The sequence below is a fragment of the Deinococcus marmoris DSM 12784 genome (assembly GCF_000701405.1).
Classification (GTDB): Bacteria; Deinococcota; Deinococci; order Deinococcales; family Deinococcaceae; genus Deinococcus; species Deinococcus marmoris.
In genome coordinates this window covers 26852-43927 of the sequence record NZ_JNIV01000034.1, presented here as the reverse complement: position 1 = coordinate 43927, position 17076 = coordinate 26852, and the positions used below count along the sequence as shown (strand labels likewise).

Annotated in this window: 18 protein-coding genes; 5 read left to right on the top strand and 13 right to left on the bottom strand. The window is 64.6% G+C overall.

Translation table 11 applies throughout. From position 1 onward, the window contains the following. On the bottom strand, positions 1–229 hold a 229-nt coding region (locus tag Q319_RS28645), incomplete at its 3' end, for a DUF6444 domain-containing protein (RefSeq protein WP_425387986.1). A 396-nt stretch (positions 230–625) separates the two neighbouring features. On the opposite strand from Q319_RS28645, the gene Q319_RS25510 reads away from it, so the two are divergent. After that, entirely contained in the window at positions 626–1114 is a 489-nt protein-coding gene (locus tag Q319_RS25510) for a replication initiator protein A (protein WP_081845978.1), read from the top strand. Positions 1115–1129: 15 nt separating this feature from the next. Here the strand turns inward: Q319_RS25510 and Q319_RS24420 are convergent, their stop codons facing one another. Next, positions 1130–1762, bottom strand: coding sequence for an L-dopachrome tautomerase-related protein (locus tag Q319_RS24420; protein WP_051655271.1), 633 nt, complete (start codon positions 1760–1762; stop codon positions 1130–1132). Between the two features lie 301 nt (positions 1763–2063). Between Q319_RS24420 and Q319_RS27030 the strand changes: the two genes are divergently transcribed. The 4 genes from Q319_RS27030 (at position 2064) to Q319_RS27025 (ending at position 4443) form a co-directional block, all read left to right on the top strand. Then, positions 2064–2237: an adenine nucleotide alpha hydrolase family protein gene (locus tag Q319_RS27030; protein WP_156039274.1), complete on the top strand. Its 174-nt coding sequence runs from the start codon at positions 2064–2066 to the stop codon at positions 2235–2237. A gap of 63 nt (positions 2238–2300) precedes the next feature. After that, positions 2301–2702 carry an MliC family protein gene (locus tag Q319_RS0110080; RefSeq protein WP_029482290.1) on the top strand — a complete coding sequence of 134 codons (402 nt, stop codon included), beginning with the start codon at positions 2301–2303 and terminating at the stop codon, positions 2700–2702. A 183-nt stretch (positions 2703–2885) separates the two neighbouring features. Next, positions 2886–4232, top strand: a complete 1347-nt coding sequence (gene mgtE / locus Q319_RS0110075; protein WP_051655270.1) for a magnesium transporter — start codon at positions 2886–2888, stop codon at positions 4230–4232. Between the two features lie 31 nt (positions 4233–4263). Next, entirely contained in the window at positions 4264–4443 is a 180-nt protein-coding gene (locus Q319_RS27025; protein WP_156039273.1) for a PIN domain-containing protein, read from the top strand. A gap of 88 nt (positions 4444–4531) precedes the next feature. Here Q319_RS27025 and Q319_RS0110065 read toward each other — a convergent pair whose 3' ends face one another. The 11 genes from Q319_RS0110065 to Q319_RS0110015 all read right to left on the bottom strand — a co-directional run bounded on the left by Q319_RS0110065 (position 4532) and on the right by Q319_RS0110015 (position 17002). Beyond that, on the bottom strand, positions 4532–4786 hold the full coding sequence (locus Q319_RS0110065; RefSeq protein ID WP_029482286.1) for a hypothetical protein: 255 nt from the start codon (positions 4784–4786) through the stop codon (positions 4532–4534). Positions 4787–4953: 167 nt separating this feature from the next. Continuing rightward, positions 4954–6234 carry a beta-N-acetylglucosaminidase domain-containing protein gene (locus tag Q319_RS0110060; protein WP_029482285.1) on the bottom strand — a complete coding sequence of 427 codons (1281 nt, stop codon included), beginning with the start codon at positions 6232–6234 and terminating at the stop codon, positions 4954–4956. Continuing rightward, positions 6231–7103, bottom strand: a complete 873-nt coding sequence (locus tag Q319_RS0110055; RefSeq protein ID WP_029482283.1) for an MOSC domain-containing protein — start codon at positions 7101–7103, stop codon at positions 6231–6233. Before Q319_RS0110055 ends, Q319_RS0110060 begins: the two co-directional genes overlap by 4 nt. Positions 7104–7145: 42 nt before the next feature. Next, positions 7146–8126 (bottom strand): N-acetylglucosamine kinase, encoded by a 981-nt coding sequence (locus Q319_RS0110050; RefSeq protein ID WP_081845977.1) that lies wholly within the window; start codon positions 8124–8126, stop codon positions 7146–7148. Further along, positions 8123–8818 carry a glucosamine-6-phosphate deaminase gene (locus Q319_RS0110045; RefSeq protein WP_029482280.1) on the bottom strand — a complete coding sequence of 232 codons (696 nt, stop codon included), beginning with the start codon at positions 8816–8818 and terminating at the stop codon, positions 8123–8125. The genes Q319_RS0110050 and Q319_RS0110045 overlap by 4 nt, the downstream gene beginning before the upstream one ends. Further along, complete coding sequence (locus Q319_RS0110040) at positions 8812–10095, bottom strand: family 4 glycosyl hydrolase (protein WP_029482278.1); 1284 nt, start codon at positions 10093–10095, stop codon at positions 8812–8814. The genes Q319_RS0110045 and Q319_RS0110040 overlap by 7 nt, the downstream gene beginning before the upstream one ends. A 54-nt stretch (positions 10096–10149) precedes the next feature. Continuing rightward, positions 10150–11205, bottom strand: coding sequence for an ABC transporter ATP-binding protein (locus tag Q319_RS0110035; protein ID WP_245619103.1), 1056 nt, complete (start codon positions 11203–11205; stop codon positions 10150–10152). After that, positions 11174–13120, bottom strand: a complete 1947-nt coding sequence (locus Q319_RS0110030) for a dipeptide/oligopeptide/nickel ABC transporter permease/ATP-binding protein (protein ID WP_029482276.1) — start codon at positions 13118–13120, stop codon at positions 11174–11176. The genes Q319_RS0110035 and Q319_RS0110030 overlap by 32 nt, the downstream gene beginning before the upstream one ends. Continuing rightward, positions 13117–14103: an ABC transporter permease gene (locus tag Q319_RS0110025; RefSeq protein ID WP_029482275.1), complete on the bottom strand. Its 987-nt coding sequence runs from the start codon at positions 14101–14103 to the stop codon at positions 13117–13119. The genes Q319_RS0110030 and Q319_RS0110025 overlap by 4 nt, the downstream gene beginning before the upstream one ends. Before the next feature lie 131 nt (positions 14104–14234). Beyond that, positions 14235–15881 (bottom strand): ABC transporter substrate-binding protein, encoded by a 1647-nt coding sequence (locus tag Q319_RS0110020; RefSeq protein ID WP_029482274.1) that lies wholly within the window; start codon positions 15879–15881, stop codon positions 14235–14237. A gap of 113 nt (positions 15882–15994) precedes the next feature. Next, positions 15995–17002, bottom strand: a complete 1008-nt coding sequence (locus Q319_RS0110015) for a LacI family DNA-binding transcriptional regulator (RefSeq protein WP_051655269.1) — start codon at positions 17000–17002, stop codon at positions 15995–15997. Between the last annotated feature and the right edge of the window lie 74 nt (positions 17003–17076).

The following is a 17076-nucleotide window of genomic DNA, read 5'->3' as shown; positions in this document are numbered from 1 at the left end:
AGGGCTCTCCACAGCCGCACTGCCCAGTGACTGGGAGCGTCCTGATTTCATCAGGATGCTCACTCATTTTCAGCGTCTTGCCAGGGTGGCCGCGCTGTCCGCCAGAAGAGCAACCGCTCTTCTGGCGCTCACTCTTGGGAAGCCACGGTTTGTCCTGGCTGGGAGGCTGGCTAGAGGTTTTGCTGGTTTGCGCGAGCTGGGCTTCCAGATCTTGAACACGGGCGAGCAAGGCAGCAAACGCGAGTTGAAGCTGTGCCAGTTCAGCTCCCAGTCGTTTGCAGTTGGCGCAGTCGTTTTGAATGCGCCTACTCTACACTCGCCCGCTTCGCAAGTCCCCCTGCTGAGTAGTTACCAAAACCCTACTGTTGCCCGTCCAGTTTGTGGCGTTCCGCCCGTCCAGTTTGTGGCGTTTATTTTGTATATTACCGTCCAGTTTGTGGAATACACCCTGAAAATGCCCGTCCAGTTTGTGGCGTTTTGCCCGTCCAGTTTGTGGCGTTTGGTGCGTTCCATACCGTGGCAGCCGAATATACATGCTCTCTCCGAAGAAGATCTTCTTTATCTTTTATCTTTTATCCTTTAAATATCTTGATCTTCTTCAACAACGTGCTATTCTAGGAATTAGATGTCCGCCTCATCTCTCACTCTAAAATCAAGTTTTGATGCCTTGAATCTGGCTGAGGCTTCCCTGATCAGTTGCCTCACGCGGTTGAAAAAGGGCGAAAACTCCTGGGAACACACGTTTATGATCGGTGGGCGGGAAATGCATGTCGCCTGCCTCGGGAACATGTATGGCTTCCCGCACGGCCCGGATAACGACACCATGATGATCCTGACCAACCTCTATCTGGAGCTGGGTCAACCCAAAGACCGCGCCCTTCATTGCACGGCGTATAGCTTGCTCAAGATGCTTGGGCGGAGCGACAGTAAAGCGAATTACCGCATTCTGCATGACAGTTTGATTCGCCTTGAAGGAACGCTGTTTAAAGTTTCTGGCTGGCTCGATCAACCGGGCGGTACGGCGCGCCGCTGTAACTCGTCGTCATCCAGACTCTCGTCCAGCAGGTCCTGTGTCCGCAGACGCCAGATGGACTCTCCTGTCAGCGGTCCGTAGTACACCCATTCACTTTTATACGCCGACGCGCAGCCCACGCCGCTCACCGCCCCCAACATCTTTGGTCACCTCGCGGCCCTCCATGACGATGGGGCGGTCCTCTGCCACGATGCCGGGGCGGCCTTCCAGACGGCGGCGTGCCCGCCCGGTCTTGAGGTCCACCACGATCAGCGCTCCACGCGAGCCGTCGCCGCCGTTACCCGCGCCCTCGTCGGCGATATACACCGCGCCGTGACGCTCGTCGATCACGAAATCGTTCGGCTCGGAAACCTCGTTGAGGACCGACGACGGCAGCCGGATGATCTGCGCGAGCGTATCCGTGGCGCAGTCCCAGACCACAAATTTCGGGGTAATTCCGCTGCGGCTGCCCATGTCCAGTAGCCACACACGCCCCTGCGTATCGGTACGCAGACCCTGCACCGCGTCGAGCCAATCGTCGGCGTTCTCGCGCGGGGTATTCCAGGCCGCGCTGGGGAAAGGCTCCAGCGCATCTGGCCCGGTAAAGACCGACACGCGCTGCGCCGTCTTGTACATCGGGTGGTGGCTGACCACCAGCCGCCCGTCCGGCGTAAAGGTGCCGTTGGCGAGTGGCAGGGGACTGCGGGCATAAACCTCACTGCGGCGGGCGGGCGGCTGTGGCCGGCTCATGGTTTCTTCTAGCCGCCGCTGGGACGACGGGGAGCTTCCGAGAACTGGATTCTACGCATGCCCCATTGCAGCATGGTTTCCGTTTTTAAGATTCTGGTGGTGGGACGGGCAACTTGCGAGACTCTTCAGAGGGAGATCATGGGGGGTGAATTTTTCAAGAGGGCGTTTAACCCGGTTCAGGCAGACAACAGGCGAAAGAAGGTTCATGAGGTGCGGCGACGGCTCTGAATTTCACTTCATTCTCAGTCCGCCTTGCAGTCGGTGAGCAGCCCCTGGGTCTTCGGCGTATCACTGCTCACGAATGATCGTGATGACCGCCCTGGGACTCAGCGGTCTGAGCCGCGCCCTGATGGGCAGTGTGGCACAGCACGCCCCCCATACCCGTTCTGCTGATAACGGCGATCAGGTGCCCGTGGTGTGGGGCGAGGGCGGCCAGGAGCAGGGAGAGCATGGTGGTTACCCTCTCACGGTCTGATGGGGAATTTTTGTCGCCCTGCACAATTAGAAGTGCAACAGATGCCTGGCCTAACATGGGGGCATGAAAAGCCATTTCCGTCCTGCCGTCCTCCTGACCCTGACCGCCAGCCTCGCCGCAGCCTCCCTGGTTTCCGCCAACGCCGGTGGAGCCGGTGCGCCCCCCATCGCCACCGAGCGAAACTTTTCCTACACCTGCGATGCAGGGAAAAAGGTCAGCGTGACGTATCTCGCTGCCAGCAAAGACGGCCCTACCTTCGCAGTCCTGAAGTGGGACGGCGCACAGTACAGACTGGCCGAGGCGATCAGCGCCAGCGGCGCACGTTACGCGGGCCCGAATGGTCCAGCCAACGCACGCGGCGGTCTGGAGTGGTGGAAACACCAGGGCGAGGCGACGCTCAGCACGTTCGTGAACGGCGATACGACGAAGACCCAGGCGCTGCTGACCGGCTGCAAGGCGGACTGAAGCAAAGAGCGTCGCCGTGCCTGACTGCGGCGCTGGCCGCCTGTAGACCCCGGCCAGAAAGTGCAGAAGGGACGCCGCCCTGAAGCCGCCCAGTTCCGCTGCTTATCGGCTTTGCCGCAGCAGGGCTGAGCCGGTTGTCTTAGCCCCGCGTCGCCCATGTGATAGTGGGATCATGGAGAGGGGATGACCGCGCGGGAGAGGCGGCTGGACGAGGTGCGCCGGGCGCTGCGGGAGGAGGCCACTTCCCTGGTCACAGTGACTGGCCCGCTGGGTTCTGACGAGTGGGCCTGGCTGCTGACGCGCTTGCCGCCCCGCGAGCTGCTGGGGGCCGCCCAGCGTCTGCCCCCTGAGCAGTTGGCCCAGACGGTGGCCGAGCTGCCGCCAGACACGGCAGCGGACCTCATCGCACAATTGCCGCTGCCAGAAGGGGCCGCCCTCCTGCGGACGCTGGACCCGGACGACGCGGCGGACCTCCTGGCCTATCTGGATGCCGGAACCCTCCAGAAGCTGCTTGGCCTGCTGCCCACAGCGCTGACCGAGCGCCTCCAGCAGCTCCTGACCTACCCGCCGGACACCGCTGGCGGGCGCATGACGCCTCAGTTCGTGGCCCTGTCCCCTGACCTGAGCGCCGATCAGGCCATTGAAGCCATCCGGCGGGCGGCCCGCGAGGCGGAGACGGTCTATTCCGTGTTCGTCGTGGACGGGGCCGGGGCGTTTCTCGGCATCCTTTCCCTGCGTGACCTGGTGCTGGCCCCGCCCGGAACGCCTGTGCGGGAGCTGATGTTGCCGCGCCCGGTCTGTGTCCGGGTAGATACCGATCAGGAGGAAGCGGCGAGACTTCTCACCGGTGGCAATCTGCTGGCCCTGCCGGTGCTGGACGCGGGGGGCCGCCTGGTCGGCATTCTGACCGAGGACGACGTGGCTGACGTGCTGGAAGAAGAGGCCACCGAGGACTTCGAGCGTCTGGGCGGCTCGCAACCGCTGGAAACGCCATACCGCCGCGCCAGCACCGGGCTGCTGCTGCGCAAGCGCCTGCCGTGGCTGCTGGCCCTGTTCGTCGCGGAGGCTTACACCGGCAACGTGATGCGGTATTTCGAGGACACGCTGGAACAGGTTGTGGCCCTGGCCTTCTTTATCCCCCTGCTGCTGGGGACCGGGGGCAACATTGGCAGCCAGATCACCACCACATTGGTCCGCGCGATGGCGGTGGACGACCTGAGCCTGCGGGACCTGCGCTGGATTCTCGGCAAGGAGCTTACGGTGGGACTGCTGATCGGCGCGGTGATGGCCGCCATCGCCTTCGGACGGGCTTTCTTGCTGGGCGTCGGCCCGGACGTGGGGACGGTGGTGGCCCTGACCATCGCCGCCATCAGTGTCTGGTCATCGGTGGTGGCGGCGCTGCTGCCGCTGGGACTGCGGGCGCTGCGCCTGGACCCGACGGTGGTGTCCGCGCCCTTTATCACGACGCTGGTGGACGGCACCGGACTGGTGATCTATTTCCTGATTGCCCGGGCCGTGCTGGGGTTGTGATGGTCCGCACGGCAGCCAAGGCGACGCGCGGGTGATGGCCAGCATTCAGGCGACGCTCCTGGCGCAGGGGCAGCCGATTGGGCCGTATGACCTACTGAACGTGGGCATGGCATTCTCGTACGGGCTGACCCTGGTGACCCCCAATGGCCGGGAGTACCGCCGATTGGCCGGCTTGCAGGTGGCCGACTGGATGGACGCCGAATTGGCCTGAACCGCGGCAAGGTGATGCCGTGAATAGGGTGTGGATGTGCCGGGTTCGCAGAACCGATCCATGCTGCTGAATAGATCAGCTCAGGGCGTCAGGTCCCCGTCGGCGTCGCCCCCATGTTGGTGCTGGGGGGATCGCTGGCGTCCATCGTGCCTTTCAGGGCTACATCGTGCTCGTCCATGCCGCGCTTCTTGTAGGCTCCAGCTTTACTGCTCTCGGCCTCGACCCGGGCGGCCAGTTCCGAGCGCGCGTCAACGCGGCCCATGAACTGCAATTCCACATTGGTCGGCTCCTGGTTCGCGTCAGCAGTGGTTGCGGGATCAGGGCGGGTCTCATCTTGTGTCATGCGTCCACGCTACCAAAACACCCCGTCAGCGTGGGCCTCCCCCACTGTTGCAGTTCTTCTGCCCATTCAGCCTGAGTCATACGGACTCCGATTGAAGGGTGTTGGAAACTCCTGGAAATTTGAGTGGAGTTGGTTTTAGTTTTTGACCCTCTGGATGCTGCCACTGTTCAGGTCTTCCAGCCCAGGGTCATGAGACGATCGGCGAGACTGCCCCGATAACTGAAGACCTCCGGGTCGTCTTCGCCCCGGTGGCTGGCCCACACGATCAGGCGCTGCAGTTCCTCGGCCACGTCCACCAGATACGGGTGCAGATCGAACAGCAGGTCGCGGTTGGGTCCGGCTTCCAGTGCGCGCAGAACCGTTATGACCCGATGGCGGACCGTGCGAAGTTCACGCACCAGCGCTTCCCGCTCCTCCGCGCCCGTCTGCGGGTTGACCAGTGCCCGCGCCACGTCCAGCACCCGGACAGCCTGTGGTCCCAGACCGCCGGGCAAATACAGCAGATGGGACACCAGCCGCAGGTCGTCCAGTGAAACCCGGTGGATGGAGCTGGTATTGAACGCGGGCAGCCAGACTTCCAGGGCGCGGTCCAGAGAAGCCTCCGGTGTCCAGTCGGATTTGCCACTCGCATAATCGGTCAGACTGAACAGGCCCGGCGTATTCAGTTCCAGTTGATTGTTGGGATTGCTGAGCAGGCCCGCCACCAGCCCGCGCAGCTCCAGCGGGCGGCCCGCGTAGGGTCCCAGGTTGACGCGGTGCAGGGTGAAGTCATTGGCGTGCAGGTTGTCCCAGATCATCACCGGACGGCGCAGAATTTCATTGACTTCCCGCACGCTCTGGACGCTGATCTCAGTGGACACCACCTGCGGCCCAGTCCACAGAATCTCCACGCCGGGGCGCAGGCCCTCCCCCAGTGCTTTCAGGTAAGGCGACGTCGCCACGCTGGGCGCTGCCCGCTCGCCGCAGTATTCGGTGGGGCAGAGCAGCAGCAGTCCCGCCTGCCCGTCCGGCCAGAGGGTATCCATGACGTGATGGGTGGCTGACACCTGCTCACGGGCCTGTGCGGCGCGGTCTACGGCATACGGGATATCGTCGAACAGCAGGGAAAAATGCTCCACACCCAGCCGCTGCACATGCACGAACTTCTCTGCCAGGGCGCGGCGGTCCCCGTCATCGGCCCAGTCGAGGTCCAGACCGGGAGCCAGCGCGTACACGAACTGGAGACCGTGCTGGCAGGCGTCTTCAACCAAACCCCGCAGCGCTTCGGCTTCCGCCTCCGGGTAGGGATCACGCCAGAGCTGACGGTGCCAGCGGTCATCCTTGGGGGCATAGAGGAAGGTATTCATGCCCCAGGCGGCCATTCGCGCAAACAGCCGCCCGCGCTGCGCCGGGGTCCAGGGGCGGCCATAAAAGCCCTCGATGACACCCAGGATGGGCACGGCGCTCATGGGTAGACCGGATTGACCGTTTCGGCCAGAACTTTGACCTGCACGGCGTCGCCCACGCGGAGCTGTCCCATTCGCTGGTCATACGGCGCGTCTTGGACCAGGTGCTGCCCGAAGACGGCGGCCTGCCCGTGACGGCGCACGCGCGCCAGCGTCCGCAGCGTCTCGGCCCCGCGCGTGCCGTCGGGCAGCACATTCAGGATGACGCAACGGGCGCAACTCTCGACGACTTCGAAAGCCACCCCATCTGATCCCACCGGGCCGATCACGACGCGCCGCCAGAAGTCCTCCGCATACGCCTCGCCGCCGCTGATGACCAGATTCGGGCGGAACTCGGCGTGGCCCACCGGACGGGTCAGTTGCCGGTTAAAGTCAGCCAGCGACGCCTCGCCGATCAGGTGGAAGGGATTGCCGTCCACGAAGCTCAGCAGGGAGCCGAAAGGCTTGTCAGCGGGTTGCCAGCGCTCCGCGTCGTCCGGCAGGTAGACCAGATCGAAGTCGCCGCCCAGGCAGGTACTGATCCACTCTGTCGCCTCCACCGATACCGTGACACTGCTCAGGGGATCGCCCCACATGTCCACCGCGCGCCGGGTGCCTTGCGGCTGCCACGGCACCTTCAGGGCGGGCATTCCGGGAGCCGTGACCCGCAGACCGTCCTCTGCAAGCGCTGGCTCAATCAGCCGCATCTTTGAGAACTCGCGCTGGGTCACAGGCTTTCCCGCCGCGTCAATGACCATCCAGCGGCGGTCATGCGTCAGGCCGCGTGGCCCGATCCCGGACTGCTGGAGCGGGACACCGCCCGCAGATTTGATCGGGTAGATGTAGAGGGCGCTGAGGATGGGGGTGCTGGGCAGGGGATCGGGGGTAGGCATAGGCTCCTTTCTGGATTTGGGGGGGTTGGATTCGGGAGCGGGTCAGGTCAGGAACAGCGACTCGTCCGGGCAGGTCTCTTCCAGCCGCCGGAACACGGTTTCATCGGCGGTCACGCCTGCGCGCTCCAGCGCCAGCAGCAGCGCCCCGAAGACCGGCTCGTGGTGGCTGGCCTGCCACCGGACCTGCGGATGCACCTCACGCACCCGTGCCAGCAGGGCGTCACGCAGGATGGGGGACGGGTGACGCATCACCCCGCCGGAAGTGGTAAGCAGATAATCATCGTCCAGACCGACTTTTCGGGCGGCAGTCAGTGCGTAGTCGCCCAGGGACACGCCGTGCGCCCGCACGATGCGGAGGCTGGTGGTGTCTCCAGCGGCGGCCTGATCGAGTAAAATGCGTGCCAGGCGGCCTATCCGCTTCGGTGGGCGGCGGTTGCGCCGGGTCAACGCGTGCAGCAGCGCCTCCACATCCAGGCAGCCGAAGTGGGACAGGACAGGGAGAGTCAGGCCCGTGGGCGGGTCAAGACCCAGATCGGCCCGGTAGACGGCGCGCAGGGTCCTGGCCGCCAGTTCATCTGCCCCCTCCGGCTCCTGCCAGTAACTGGTGTGCCAGACCGCGCCGCCGGGGTGACGGGCTGCGATGCCCGCGCTGGTGCCGCAGACCACGGTCACGCCCTGCCCGTCCAGCGAACCGGCCCGCAGCGCCCCCACCGCGTCGTTGACCACCGCCGCCTGTTCGGCCCAGTTCCAGCGCTTTAATTCAGCTTCCAGTACCCCAAAATCTTCGGGCCAGTCTGCTCCGGCGGCACTGAGGGTCAGGGCTTTTAGAGGAGCGTCTCTCAGTCCCGCACTCGCTCTGGCCCGCGCGACAGCGGTTGCCAATGCCGCCAGCGCGCGGGCAGGCTGCACGTAGATATTGCTGCGCCCGGCCCGCCCCCAGCCCAGCACCTGACCCGACAGATCGGCGATCAGGGCGATGGTCTTGGTGTTCCCGGCGTCGATGCCCAACACCAGCTCGCTCATCCCCAGGCGGCCTCGTCCGCGATCACGGTCAATGCCGTGCGTCTCAGGAAGGAGGCGGGGACGGCGGGCGTTTCTGGCCCCTCCAGGGCGGCGCGCAGGATGTCCCGCTTGTGCGTCCCACTGACCAGCAGGAGGCAGGCACGGGCGGCGAGAATGACGTCCATACCTGCCGTGATGGCCCCCGTCGGCACGTCGAGTTTGCCCCAGTAAGCCGCGTTGCTTGCCAGACTTGCGGGCGTCAGCGTGAGCGTACGCGTCGGCGCGTCCGGCTGACTCGGCGGCTCGTTGAAGCCCAGATGGCCGTTTGGCCCCAGCCCCAAAATGGCCAGATCGAGACCACCGAGTTCAGCGAGGGCCACCTTGAATTGCTCCGGATTTTCCAGCCGGACCGTGCGTGTGATGCCCAGCGGTTCCACGAACGAGCGACGCATCCAGCCCCATAAGCTGCGCGGATCAGCGTCAGACACGCCCAGGTATTCGTCCAGTTGCACAGCAGTCACGCGGGTGAAATCTACCGCGCCAGCCTCTGCCCGCCGCGCCAGTTCGATATACGTGGGCATCGGTGTATTGCCCGTCGCCACCAGGATGCTCAAATTGGGTTTTGCTCTGGCCTGTGCCGCAATGAAGTCGGCGGCTGCCTGGGCGAGCTGTGCAGGGTCTGGCTGAATCCTGAGCGTGCCCTCGCCTACCACAGCCGCTCCGGCAGATGCTTGTAGTGGGCGCGGGCCAGTTCCTCATACAGTATCTGCGCCAGCGGCAGGGTTCGCACCAGAGGGTTGCTGGTCAGCGCCTGCACGGCCTGTCTGCGTGTGCCGTCCCAGGCGGCGTCGGCGGCGAGCTGCTGATATTCACCCAGCGCCGAGAGCAGGCCACGTACGGGCGGCGGCACCCGGTAGCCCGAAATGGGCCGCACGCCCTGACGGTTGACCAGACACGGCACCTCCACCACCTGTGAGTCGGGGAAATCGGCAATCGCACCGTGATTCACCACGTTCGTCGGCCAGATTTCACCTTTGTCATTGAACACGGCGTCCATCACGTCCACCGCCACCTCCAGCTCAAAGATGCCGCCGCGTGACAGCTCCGGCTCCAGCGTGGGGTTCGGCGCGTCCAGTTGTTCGCGGTAATGCTGCCAGTAGCTCGGCACGTCGGCCAGGATGTCCTGGGCGCGGGTGGTGGGTTTTGCAGTCAATTCGGCCAGCATCTCCTGCTCGAAGTAGTAATACTTCATGTACGAGGCTGGGAGGCTGGCCATCGTCACGGCCAGATCTACCCAGCGCCGCGTCCAGTCGTCCCGAATTCCTTCTTCCAGCTTCTGCGCCAGCACTGGGATCATCGGCTGGCCGCCGTATTCGGCCTCCGCACTCCAGCAGGCATGGTTGAGGCCCAGCATCACGGCGCGCACCTTGCTGGGATCGAGGCCCACCAGTTCGGCAATCTCGCCCGGAAAAACAATCGGCCCCTCGCACAGGGACACCACGCGAATGGGCGAGTGATCGGCCACCGCCTGCGCCACGATATTGACGGGATTGGTGTAATTGAAGAGGATGGCGTCGGGACAGACCGCTTGCATATCTTCCACCAGGCCGCGCGCCACATGGACCGCCCGCAGCGCCATGAAAAAGCCGCCCGCGCCCTGCGTTTCCTGCCCGATTGCGCCGTGACTGAGGGGAATGCGCTCGTCCTGGTACCGCGCCTCGAATCCGCCGGGACGGTAGCTGGACAGCACGCCGTCGCAGCCGTCCAGCGCGGCTTTTCTGTCGGTGGTGGCGGTGATCTTGAGCTCTGCGCCCTGGGCTGCGGCCATCTTGCGCGACAGACGGCAGACCAGATCAAGTCTGTCTTCGTCCAGATCCTGCAAGACGATTTCCGAACCCGCGAAATTGGCGGCCTGACGAATGAACGAGGCGATGGTGCCGGGCGCACGCGTGCTGCCGCCGCCGATATACGCGAGTTTAACCTGGGCCATATGGACGTCCTTTTGGGGTGGAGAGACAGCAAAACGGGAGCAGGCGACGGGCATTCACCTGCTCACACCCACCTCCTGACCGCGCCGCGCCTGAACGGCGGGGTCGTGCAGGATGCAGCGCGCCGTATGGCCTTCCCCCACGTCGTACATCCTCGGCAGGCCAGCCTTGCATTCGGGCAGGGCGTGGGGGCAGCGCGGCTCGAAGGGGCAGCCGGGCGGCAGGGTTTTGAGATCGGGCACCTCGCCGCGCGCCTCGATGGTTTCCGGGACCAGTCCCGCGTCAGGTTTGGGGGCCGCGCTTTTCAGCAGTTGGGTGTACGGGTGCTGTGGGCGGTCAATCACTTCCACGGCGGGGCCGATTTCCACCAGCGTTCCGGCGTACAGCACGGCCACGCGGTCCGACATATAACGTGCCCCGGCCAGATCATGCGTGATGAACAGCATGCTCAGTCCTTCCTGGTCTTTCAGGTCCAGCATCAGGTTCATCACGTCCAGGCGGATGGACACGTCCAGCGCGGAAGTCGGCTCGTCGGCCAAGATCAGTTCGGGTCGGACGGCCAGGGCGCGGGCAATGCCGACGCGCTGGCGCTGGCCGCCCGACAGCTCGAAAGGACGCTTGGACGCGTAGGTACTGGCGGGCGACAGGCCTACCCGTTCCAGCAGCGAATTGACCTGTTCCTCGGTGTCGCCGCGTGCCAGACCATGAATCTGGAGGGGCCGCTTCAGCGTGTAGCTCACCGGATGCACCGGGTTCAGGCTGGCATACGGGTCTTGAAAGATCATCTGGACGTTCTTCCGTAGATGTCTCAGCGCCCGCCCGCCCAGCCTGCTCGGGACTGGCTGCCCATTCAGGCGAATCTCGCCCGAGGTGGGGGTGTAGAGACGGGCAATCAGGCGGGCGATGGTGCTTTTGCCGCTGCCCGATTCGCCCACCAGCCCCAGCACCTCGCCGCGCGCAATTGCGAACGACACGTCGTTGACCGCTACCACGCCGCCTGCCTTGCCGCGCGTGCCGAAGACTTTACGGAGGTTGACGATTTCCAGCGTGTTGGGAATGGTGTTCGTTGGCGTGGAAGCGTTAGTTGAGATTGGCGCTGTGGGCTGACTCACGGCTCACCTCCATCTGTACATGCTGGCTGTCTCGGATGGCATTTTCCTTGAGGGCGGGGGAGACGGTGGGATCGTACAGAAAGCAGGCCGCCGTCTGCTCCTCCGCGACAGGGAAAGTCTGAAGAGGCTTCACGTCGCACACGCCGGGCATACGTTTATTGCAGCGCTCGAAGAAGGGACAACCGACGATCTCTGCGCTCAGGGACGGCGGCTTGCCAGGAATGCCGCTGCGGCGCGTGCGGGGGCCGGTCATCGGCGGAAACGAATTCATCAGTTGCTGGGTGTAGGGGTGCGCCGGGTGGGCGTAAAGCTGGTGCGCGGGAGCCAGCTCCACCACCTCGCCCGCATACATGATCGCCACGCGGTCACTCATCTCCACCAGCAGCGACAGGTCATGCGTGATGAAGATGATGCTGATGCCCAGGCGGCGGCGCACGTCGTTGATTTCCTGCAAGATCTGCCGCTGCACCACCACATCCAGCGCCGTTGTCGGCTCGTCCATCACGATCAATTTGGGTTCCAGGGCCAGCGCGATGGCGATGACCACGCGCTGTTTCATCCCGCCGGAGAGCTGGTGCGGGTAGGCGTCCAGATAGGAAGCCTGAATGCCCACCAGATCGAAGAGTTCACGGGCGCGGGCGTCCAGTTTCTGCTTGTCGGTGACCCCGTGCGCCTGCATCGCGTCGTAAACCTGTTCACGGATTTTCAACACCGGATTCAGCACGTTCATGGAGGCCTGGAACACCATGCTGAATTCCTTCCAACGCACCCGCCGCAGCTCCTCGGGCGACAGGTTTAGCAGGTCATGTTCGGCCAGCCGCACCGAGCCGCCCAGCACTGCGCCAGGGGGATCGAGCAGACGCGTGACGGCGAAGGCCAGCGTACTCTTGCCGCAGCCCGATTCCCCGGCCAGACCCAGCAACTCGCCCGGCTGCACGTCCAGCGACACGTCCCGCACCGCGCGCACCGTCGGACCGGGGGTCAGGTAACCCACGTTGAGATCGCGGATGCTCAGCAGGGCGTCGGGGTTGCCCACTCCCGCGCCTGGAGCTGGCTTCTTGCGGGCGGGCAGCTTGACGTTGCTGCGCCCCAGCTTGGGGTTGCTGATCTCGTCAATGGCGAAGTTCAGGAGCGCGAAGGATGTGCCCAGCAGCGCGATTCCCAGCCCCGGCAGCGCCACCCACCACCACGCGCCCTGAAGCAGCGCACCCTTGGCCTGCGCCCAGTACAGCATGGTGCCCCAGGTCACCAGCGACACGTCGCCCACGCCTATAAACGACAGGGCGGCCTCGCTCAGCACGGCGTACAGCGCCGCGCCGAAGAAGTTGGCGGCGATCAATCCCGCCATGTTGGGCAGCATCTCGCGGAAGATGATGCGGCCCGGCCCCTCGCCCGCCACCACCGCTGCCTGCACGAAGTCGCGCTCGCGCAGTGCCAGCGCCTGGGCACGCAGCACCCGCGCCCCGAAGGCCCAGCCCGTGAAACTGATCACCAGGATCACCGGCCACACGCCCCCGCCGCGCAGAAAGGCGCTGGCGACAATGACCAGCGGCAGCCCCGGCAGGACCAGGAAGACGTTGATCAGCGTGTTGATGGCCTCGTCCACCCGCCCGCCCAGATAGGCGGCGGCCAGACCGAAAGTGACGCTCAGCAGCGTGGCGATCAGCCCGGCCACCGCACCCACCAGCAGGGTCAGCCGAGCGCCGTAGATGAACTGCGCGAAGATGTCCTGTCCCAGCGCCGTGGTTCCCAGCCAGTGCTGCGCCGAGAGGGGCATGAAGGGACCAAATTCCAGCGAGTTGGGATCGTAAGGTGTGATCAGCGGCGCGCATAAACTGGCCACCAGCAAGATCAGCAGAAAGCCTGCACCAACGAGGCTGCGTGGCTGCCCGAAGAACTGCCGCAGGCCGCTCACGCCTGTCCCTCCCGGATGCGCGGATCGAGCAGCACGTTCACGAAGTCCACCAGCAGGTTCGCCAGCAGCACGGCCAGCGCGATAAAGAAGAAGATGGCCTGCATCAGCGGGTAATCCAGGTTGGTGACCGACTGGTACAGGTAGAAGCCCAGTCCTGGATACGAGAAGACGATCTCGGTGAGGATCGAGCCGCCCACCACGAAGCCCAGCGCCATGCCGAAGGCGGTGAAGCTGGGCAGCAGGGCGTTGCGCAGCACATAGCGGCTGATGATGCGGCGCTCGGTCAGGCCCTTGGCCCGCGCAAAGGCCAGATAATCCTCCCCGGCCACGTTGATCACGTTGTTGCGCATGGTAATCAGCCAGCCGCCCACCGACGTGACCAGAATGGTGAACACGGGCAGCGCCGCGTGCCGCAGCAGCGAACTCCACCACCCCGCGCTGTAGGTGTCGCCGGGAAAGGGATCGAGCGCCCCGCTCAGCGGAAACCACTTGAGCTGAAAGGCGAAGACGTACAGCAAGATCAGCCCGAACCAGAAATACGGCATGGCGTTCAGGAACAGTGCCACCGGGGTCAGGCCGTCCGCCACCACCCCCCCACGCCGCCAGCCGCTGTACAGGCCCAGCGCACTCCCCAGCACGAAGGAGATGATGGTGGTCACACCGATCAAGCCCAGCGTGTACGGCAGCGCCATGCGGACCACGTCGATCACGGGCGTGGGAAACAGGCTGATCGAGCGCCCGAAATCGCCGCGCAGCAGGTTGCCCAGGTAGCTGAAATACTGCGAGACCGGGCTGCCCAGATCGTTCAGGCCGTAGGCGATCTTCAGCGCGTCCACCGCCGCCGGATCCAGTCGGCCCTGGTACTTGGCGAGCATCACGCTCACCGGATCGCCCGGCACCAGGCGCGGCAGAACGAAGTTCAGGGTGGCCGCCACCCACAGCGTGAACACGAAGATGCCCAGCTTTCTGAGCAGATAGGACACAGAAGACCTCCAAGAGTCGAGCTGTAGTCAAGGGCGGCGGGCAGAACGCCAGTCTGAAGTTCAACAAAGAGGGTGGGAAGCGGGCGCGGGCAGGATGATTCCCCGCAGCCCACCACCCACCCCCACGCTGCCTACTTGGGCTTGACGTTCAGATACAGCAGCCGCGCGCCGTTGGTGTCGTCGGGCGAGGAATCGTTGTAGGGATCTGCGGCGCTGGGAAAGCCGGTGAACTTGCTGGTGTTGAACAGGCCGAAGTTCACGCGGTCCGTCAGCGGCACCCAGGGCTGTTCCTTCATCACGGTGCTGACGATGGTGGTCATGGCCTTTTGCTGCGTGGCCGCGTTGCTGGTGGTGCTGAAGGTGTCCAGCGCCTTGGTGATGGCCGGGTTGGTGTAGCGCGACAGGTTGCTGGGGGCCGTCTTGCCCACCGGGGCGGAGAAGTCCGGGTTGAAGGCGGCGTTGAAGGTGTAGTACGGCGTCGAGCCGTTGCCCCAGCCCCAACTGATGCCCATATCGTAGCTACCGGTCTGGAGGCCGCCGGAATAGCTGCCCCACGCCTGCTGGTCGATGCTGGTGTTGATGCCCACCTTCTTGAGATTGTTGCCGATCACCTGCGCCATCGTGATGAAGTCGGTCCAGCCCGCGCCCACCAGGATCTTGAAGCTGGGCAGCGCCTTGCCGTCCTTGCCCAGGCGGTTGCCGCTGCCGTCTTTCTTGTACCCGGCGGCGGTCAGCGCCTTGTCGGCTGCCGTCACGTCGAAGGTGGACTTGGCGGCGTTCGCCAGCCATTCCTTCTGCTGGCCGGGGAACACGGCGGCGGGACTGGCAGCGGCCACCGCGCCCGCGTAGGCTTTGTCGGCCACCTCCTTGGTGTTGATGGCGGCGGCCACACCCTTGCGGAAGCCCGCGTCATTGAATGGCGCTTTGACGGTGTTGAAATACAGGAAATTGATGTTGTTGGTGGGCCACCAGTAGCTGGCATTGGGACTCTTGGCCGCGTAGGTCTTGGGATCGGAGATGCCCACGTAGCCGAAATCGGCCTCGCCGCTCAGCAGCTTGAGCTGGGCCGCGTCGTTGGTGCTGGTGGCGATCCACACCAGCGCGTCCACGGACGGCTTGCCCTCCATCCAGTAATTGGGGTTTTTCAGCACCCGCAGCGCCTGCTGGCTGTAACTGTCGGCCACGAACGGCCCGGTGCCCACCGGCTTTGCGTTGGTAAAGGTGCTGGGGTCTTTCACGTCCTTCCACAGGTGCTGCGGCACGATGGGCGTGGCCGCGATGTACTGAAAGATCGGGGTATTCGGGGTGGCGAAGCTAAAGACCAGCGTGCTGGCATTGGTGGCCTTGACGGCGCTCAGACCGCTCTTCCACAGCCCGCTGGTGTCCAGCGCCGGGTAGGACTTGAGGTAATTGAAGCTGAAGGCCGCGTCACCCGCGTCAAAGCCCTGGCCGTCGGTCCACTTCACCCCGCCTCTGGTGGTCACCGTCAGGGTCTTGTTGTCCTTGCTCCAGGCGTACTTGGTGCCCAACACGGGCGTCACCTTGCCGTTGATCGAGTTGACGAAGAACAGACTTTCGTAGATGGCCGAGTTGGTGGGCAGCAGGTGCTGATCGCCGGGCACGTAGGGGTTGTAGTTCTGCGCGCCCCACTGCGTCGAACGCACAATGGTAAAGGTGGACTTGGGATTTTGCGCGTGTGCGGCGCTGCCCAGGGCGGCGGTGAGGATCAGGGAGAGGGAAACGAGTGCCTTGACCTTGTTCGTCATGGGGTTGTTCATGGAATTCCTCCAGGGACACGAGGGGGCGCGCGAAAAACGGGCGGCTTCAGAGAAGGGCTACGCAGGTGATCTGGAACAGGGGGAGCGGGGGAAGGCAGGGAAGAGGGGCGATCTCAGGGCGGTCCAGTGGATTCACGCCGCACCAGTTCGGGCGGGAAGATGACCGCCCCGGCGCTGTGGCCTCCGATCAACCGCAGGGACAGTTCAGCCGCCGCCGCGCCCATCGCGTAGGCGGGCTGCCGGATGCTGGTCAGGCGCGGGTACAGCAGCGAGGCGAGCGCGGCGTCGTCGAAGCCGATCACGGCCACGTCTTCCGGCACCCGCAGACCGCGCAGATGCAGGGTGCGCAGGACCCCCGCCGCCATCAGGTCGCCCGCCACAAAAACAGCGTCCAGCAGAGGAAGTTCCTCCAGCAACTCGTCGGCAGCCCGCGTCCCCGACAGTTCGGAATAGTCACCCTGGGAGCGGCGGTAATCCAGGCCCGCCCGGCGCAGCTCGCCCGCGAAACCGCGTTCGCGCTCACCGCTTTCCCGGCCCGAAGCACCGATGTAAGCCAGGTGTCGCCGCTCCACGCGCAGCAGTTCAAGGGCGGCCAGACGGCCTCCCGCCTCGTTGTCCAGTTCCACGCAGCAGGGCAGTCCAGAGTGCTCTGGAGACATATGAACCCAGTTCATCCCGCGCGGCGCAGGCAGGGCCACGTTCAGTTGCGAGTTGATGACGATACCGCCGTCCACCGTGTGCCGGAGCAGGTGCTGCGCCGCCTTGAGTTCGCTGGCCGCGTCGTCGTGACTGGACGCCAGCAGAATGCTCATGCCCCGGTGGCCCAGCACGTCCTCGATGCCGCCGATCATCTGGCCATACAGTGGAAAAGACACGTTGGGCACGATCAGCCCCAGCAGTTCACTGCGGCCTCGCACCAGGTTGCGCCCCAGCGAACTCGGCTCGTAGCCCAGTGCCGCAGCGCGCTCCAGCACCCGCTGCCGGGTGTCTGGATTGACCGAGGCGGCGTCGTTGAAGACCCGGGACACCGTCGCTATCGACACGCCTGCCATCCGCGCGACTTCACGGATACCCGAGCCGCGCGGCAGTGGGATGACTGGATTGTGCGTGGCTTCAGGCATGGGTCCTCTGGACCTGCGGTCAACGACGTGCGGTATGAATGGTGACAAGCCAGAAACGCTGTGCCAGACGTTAA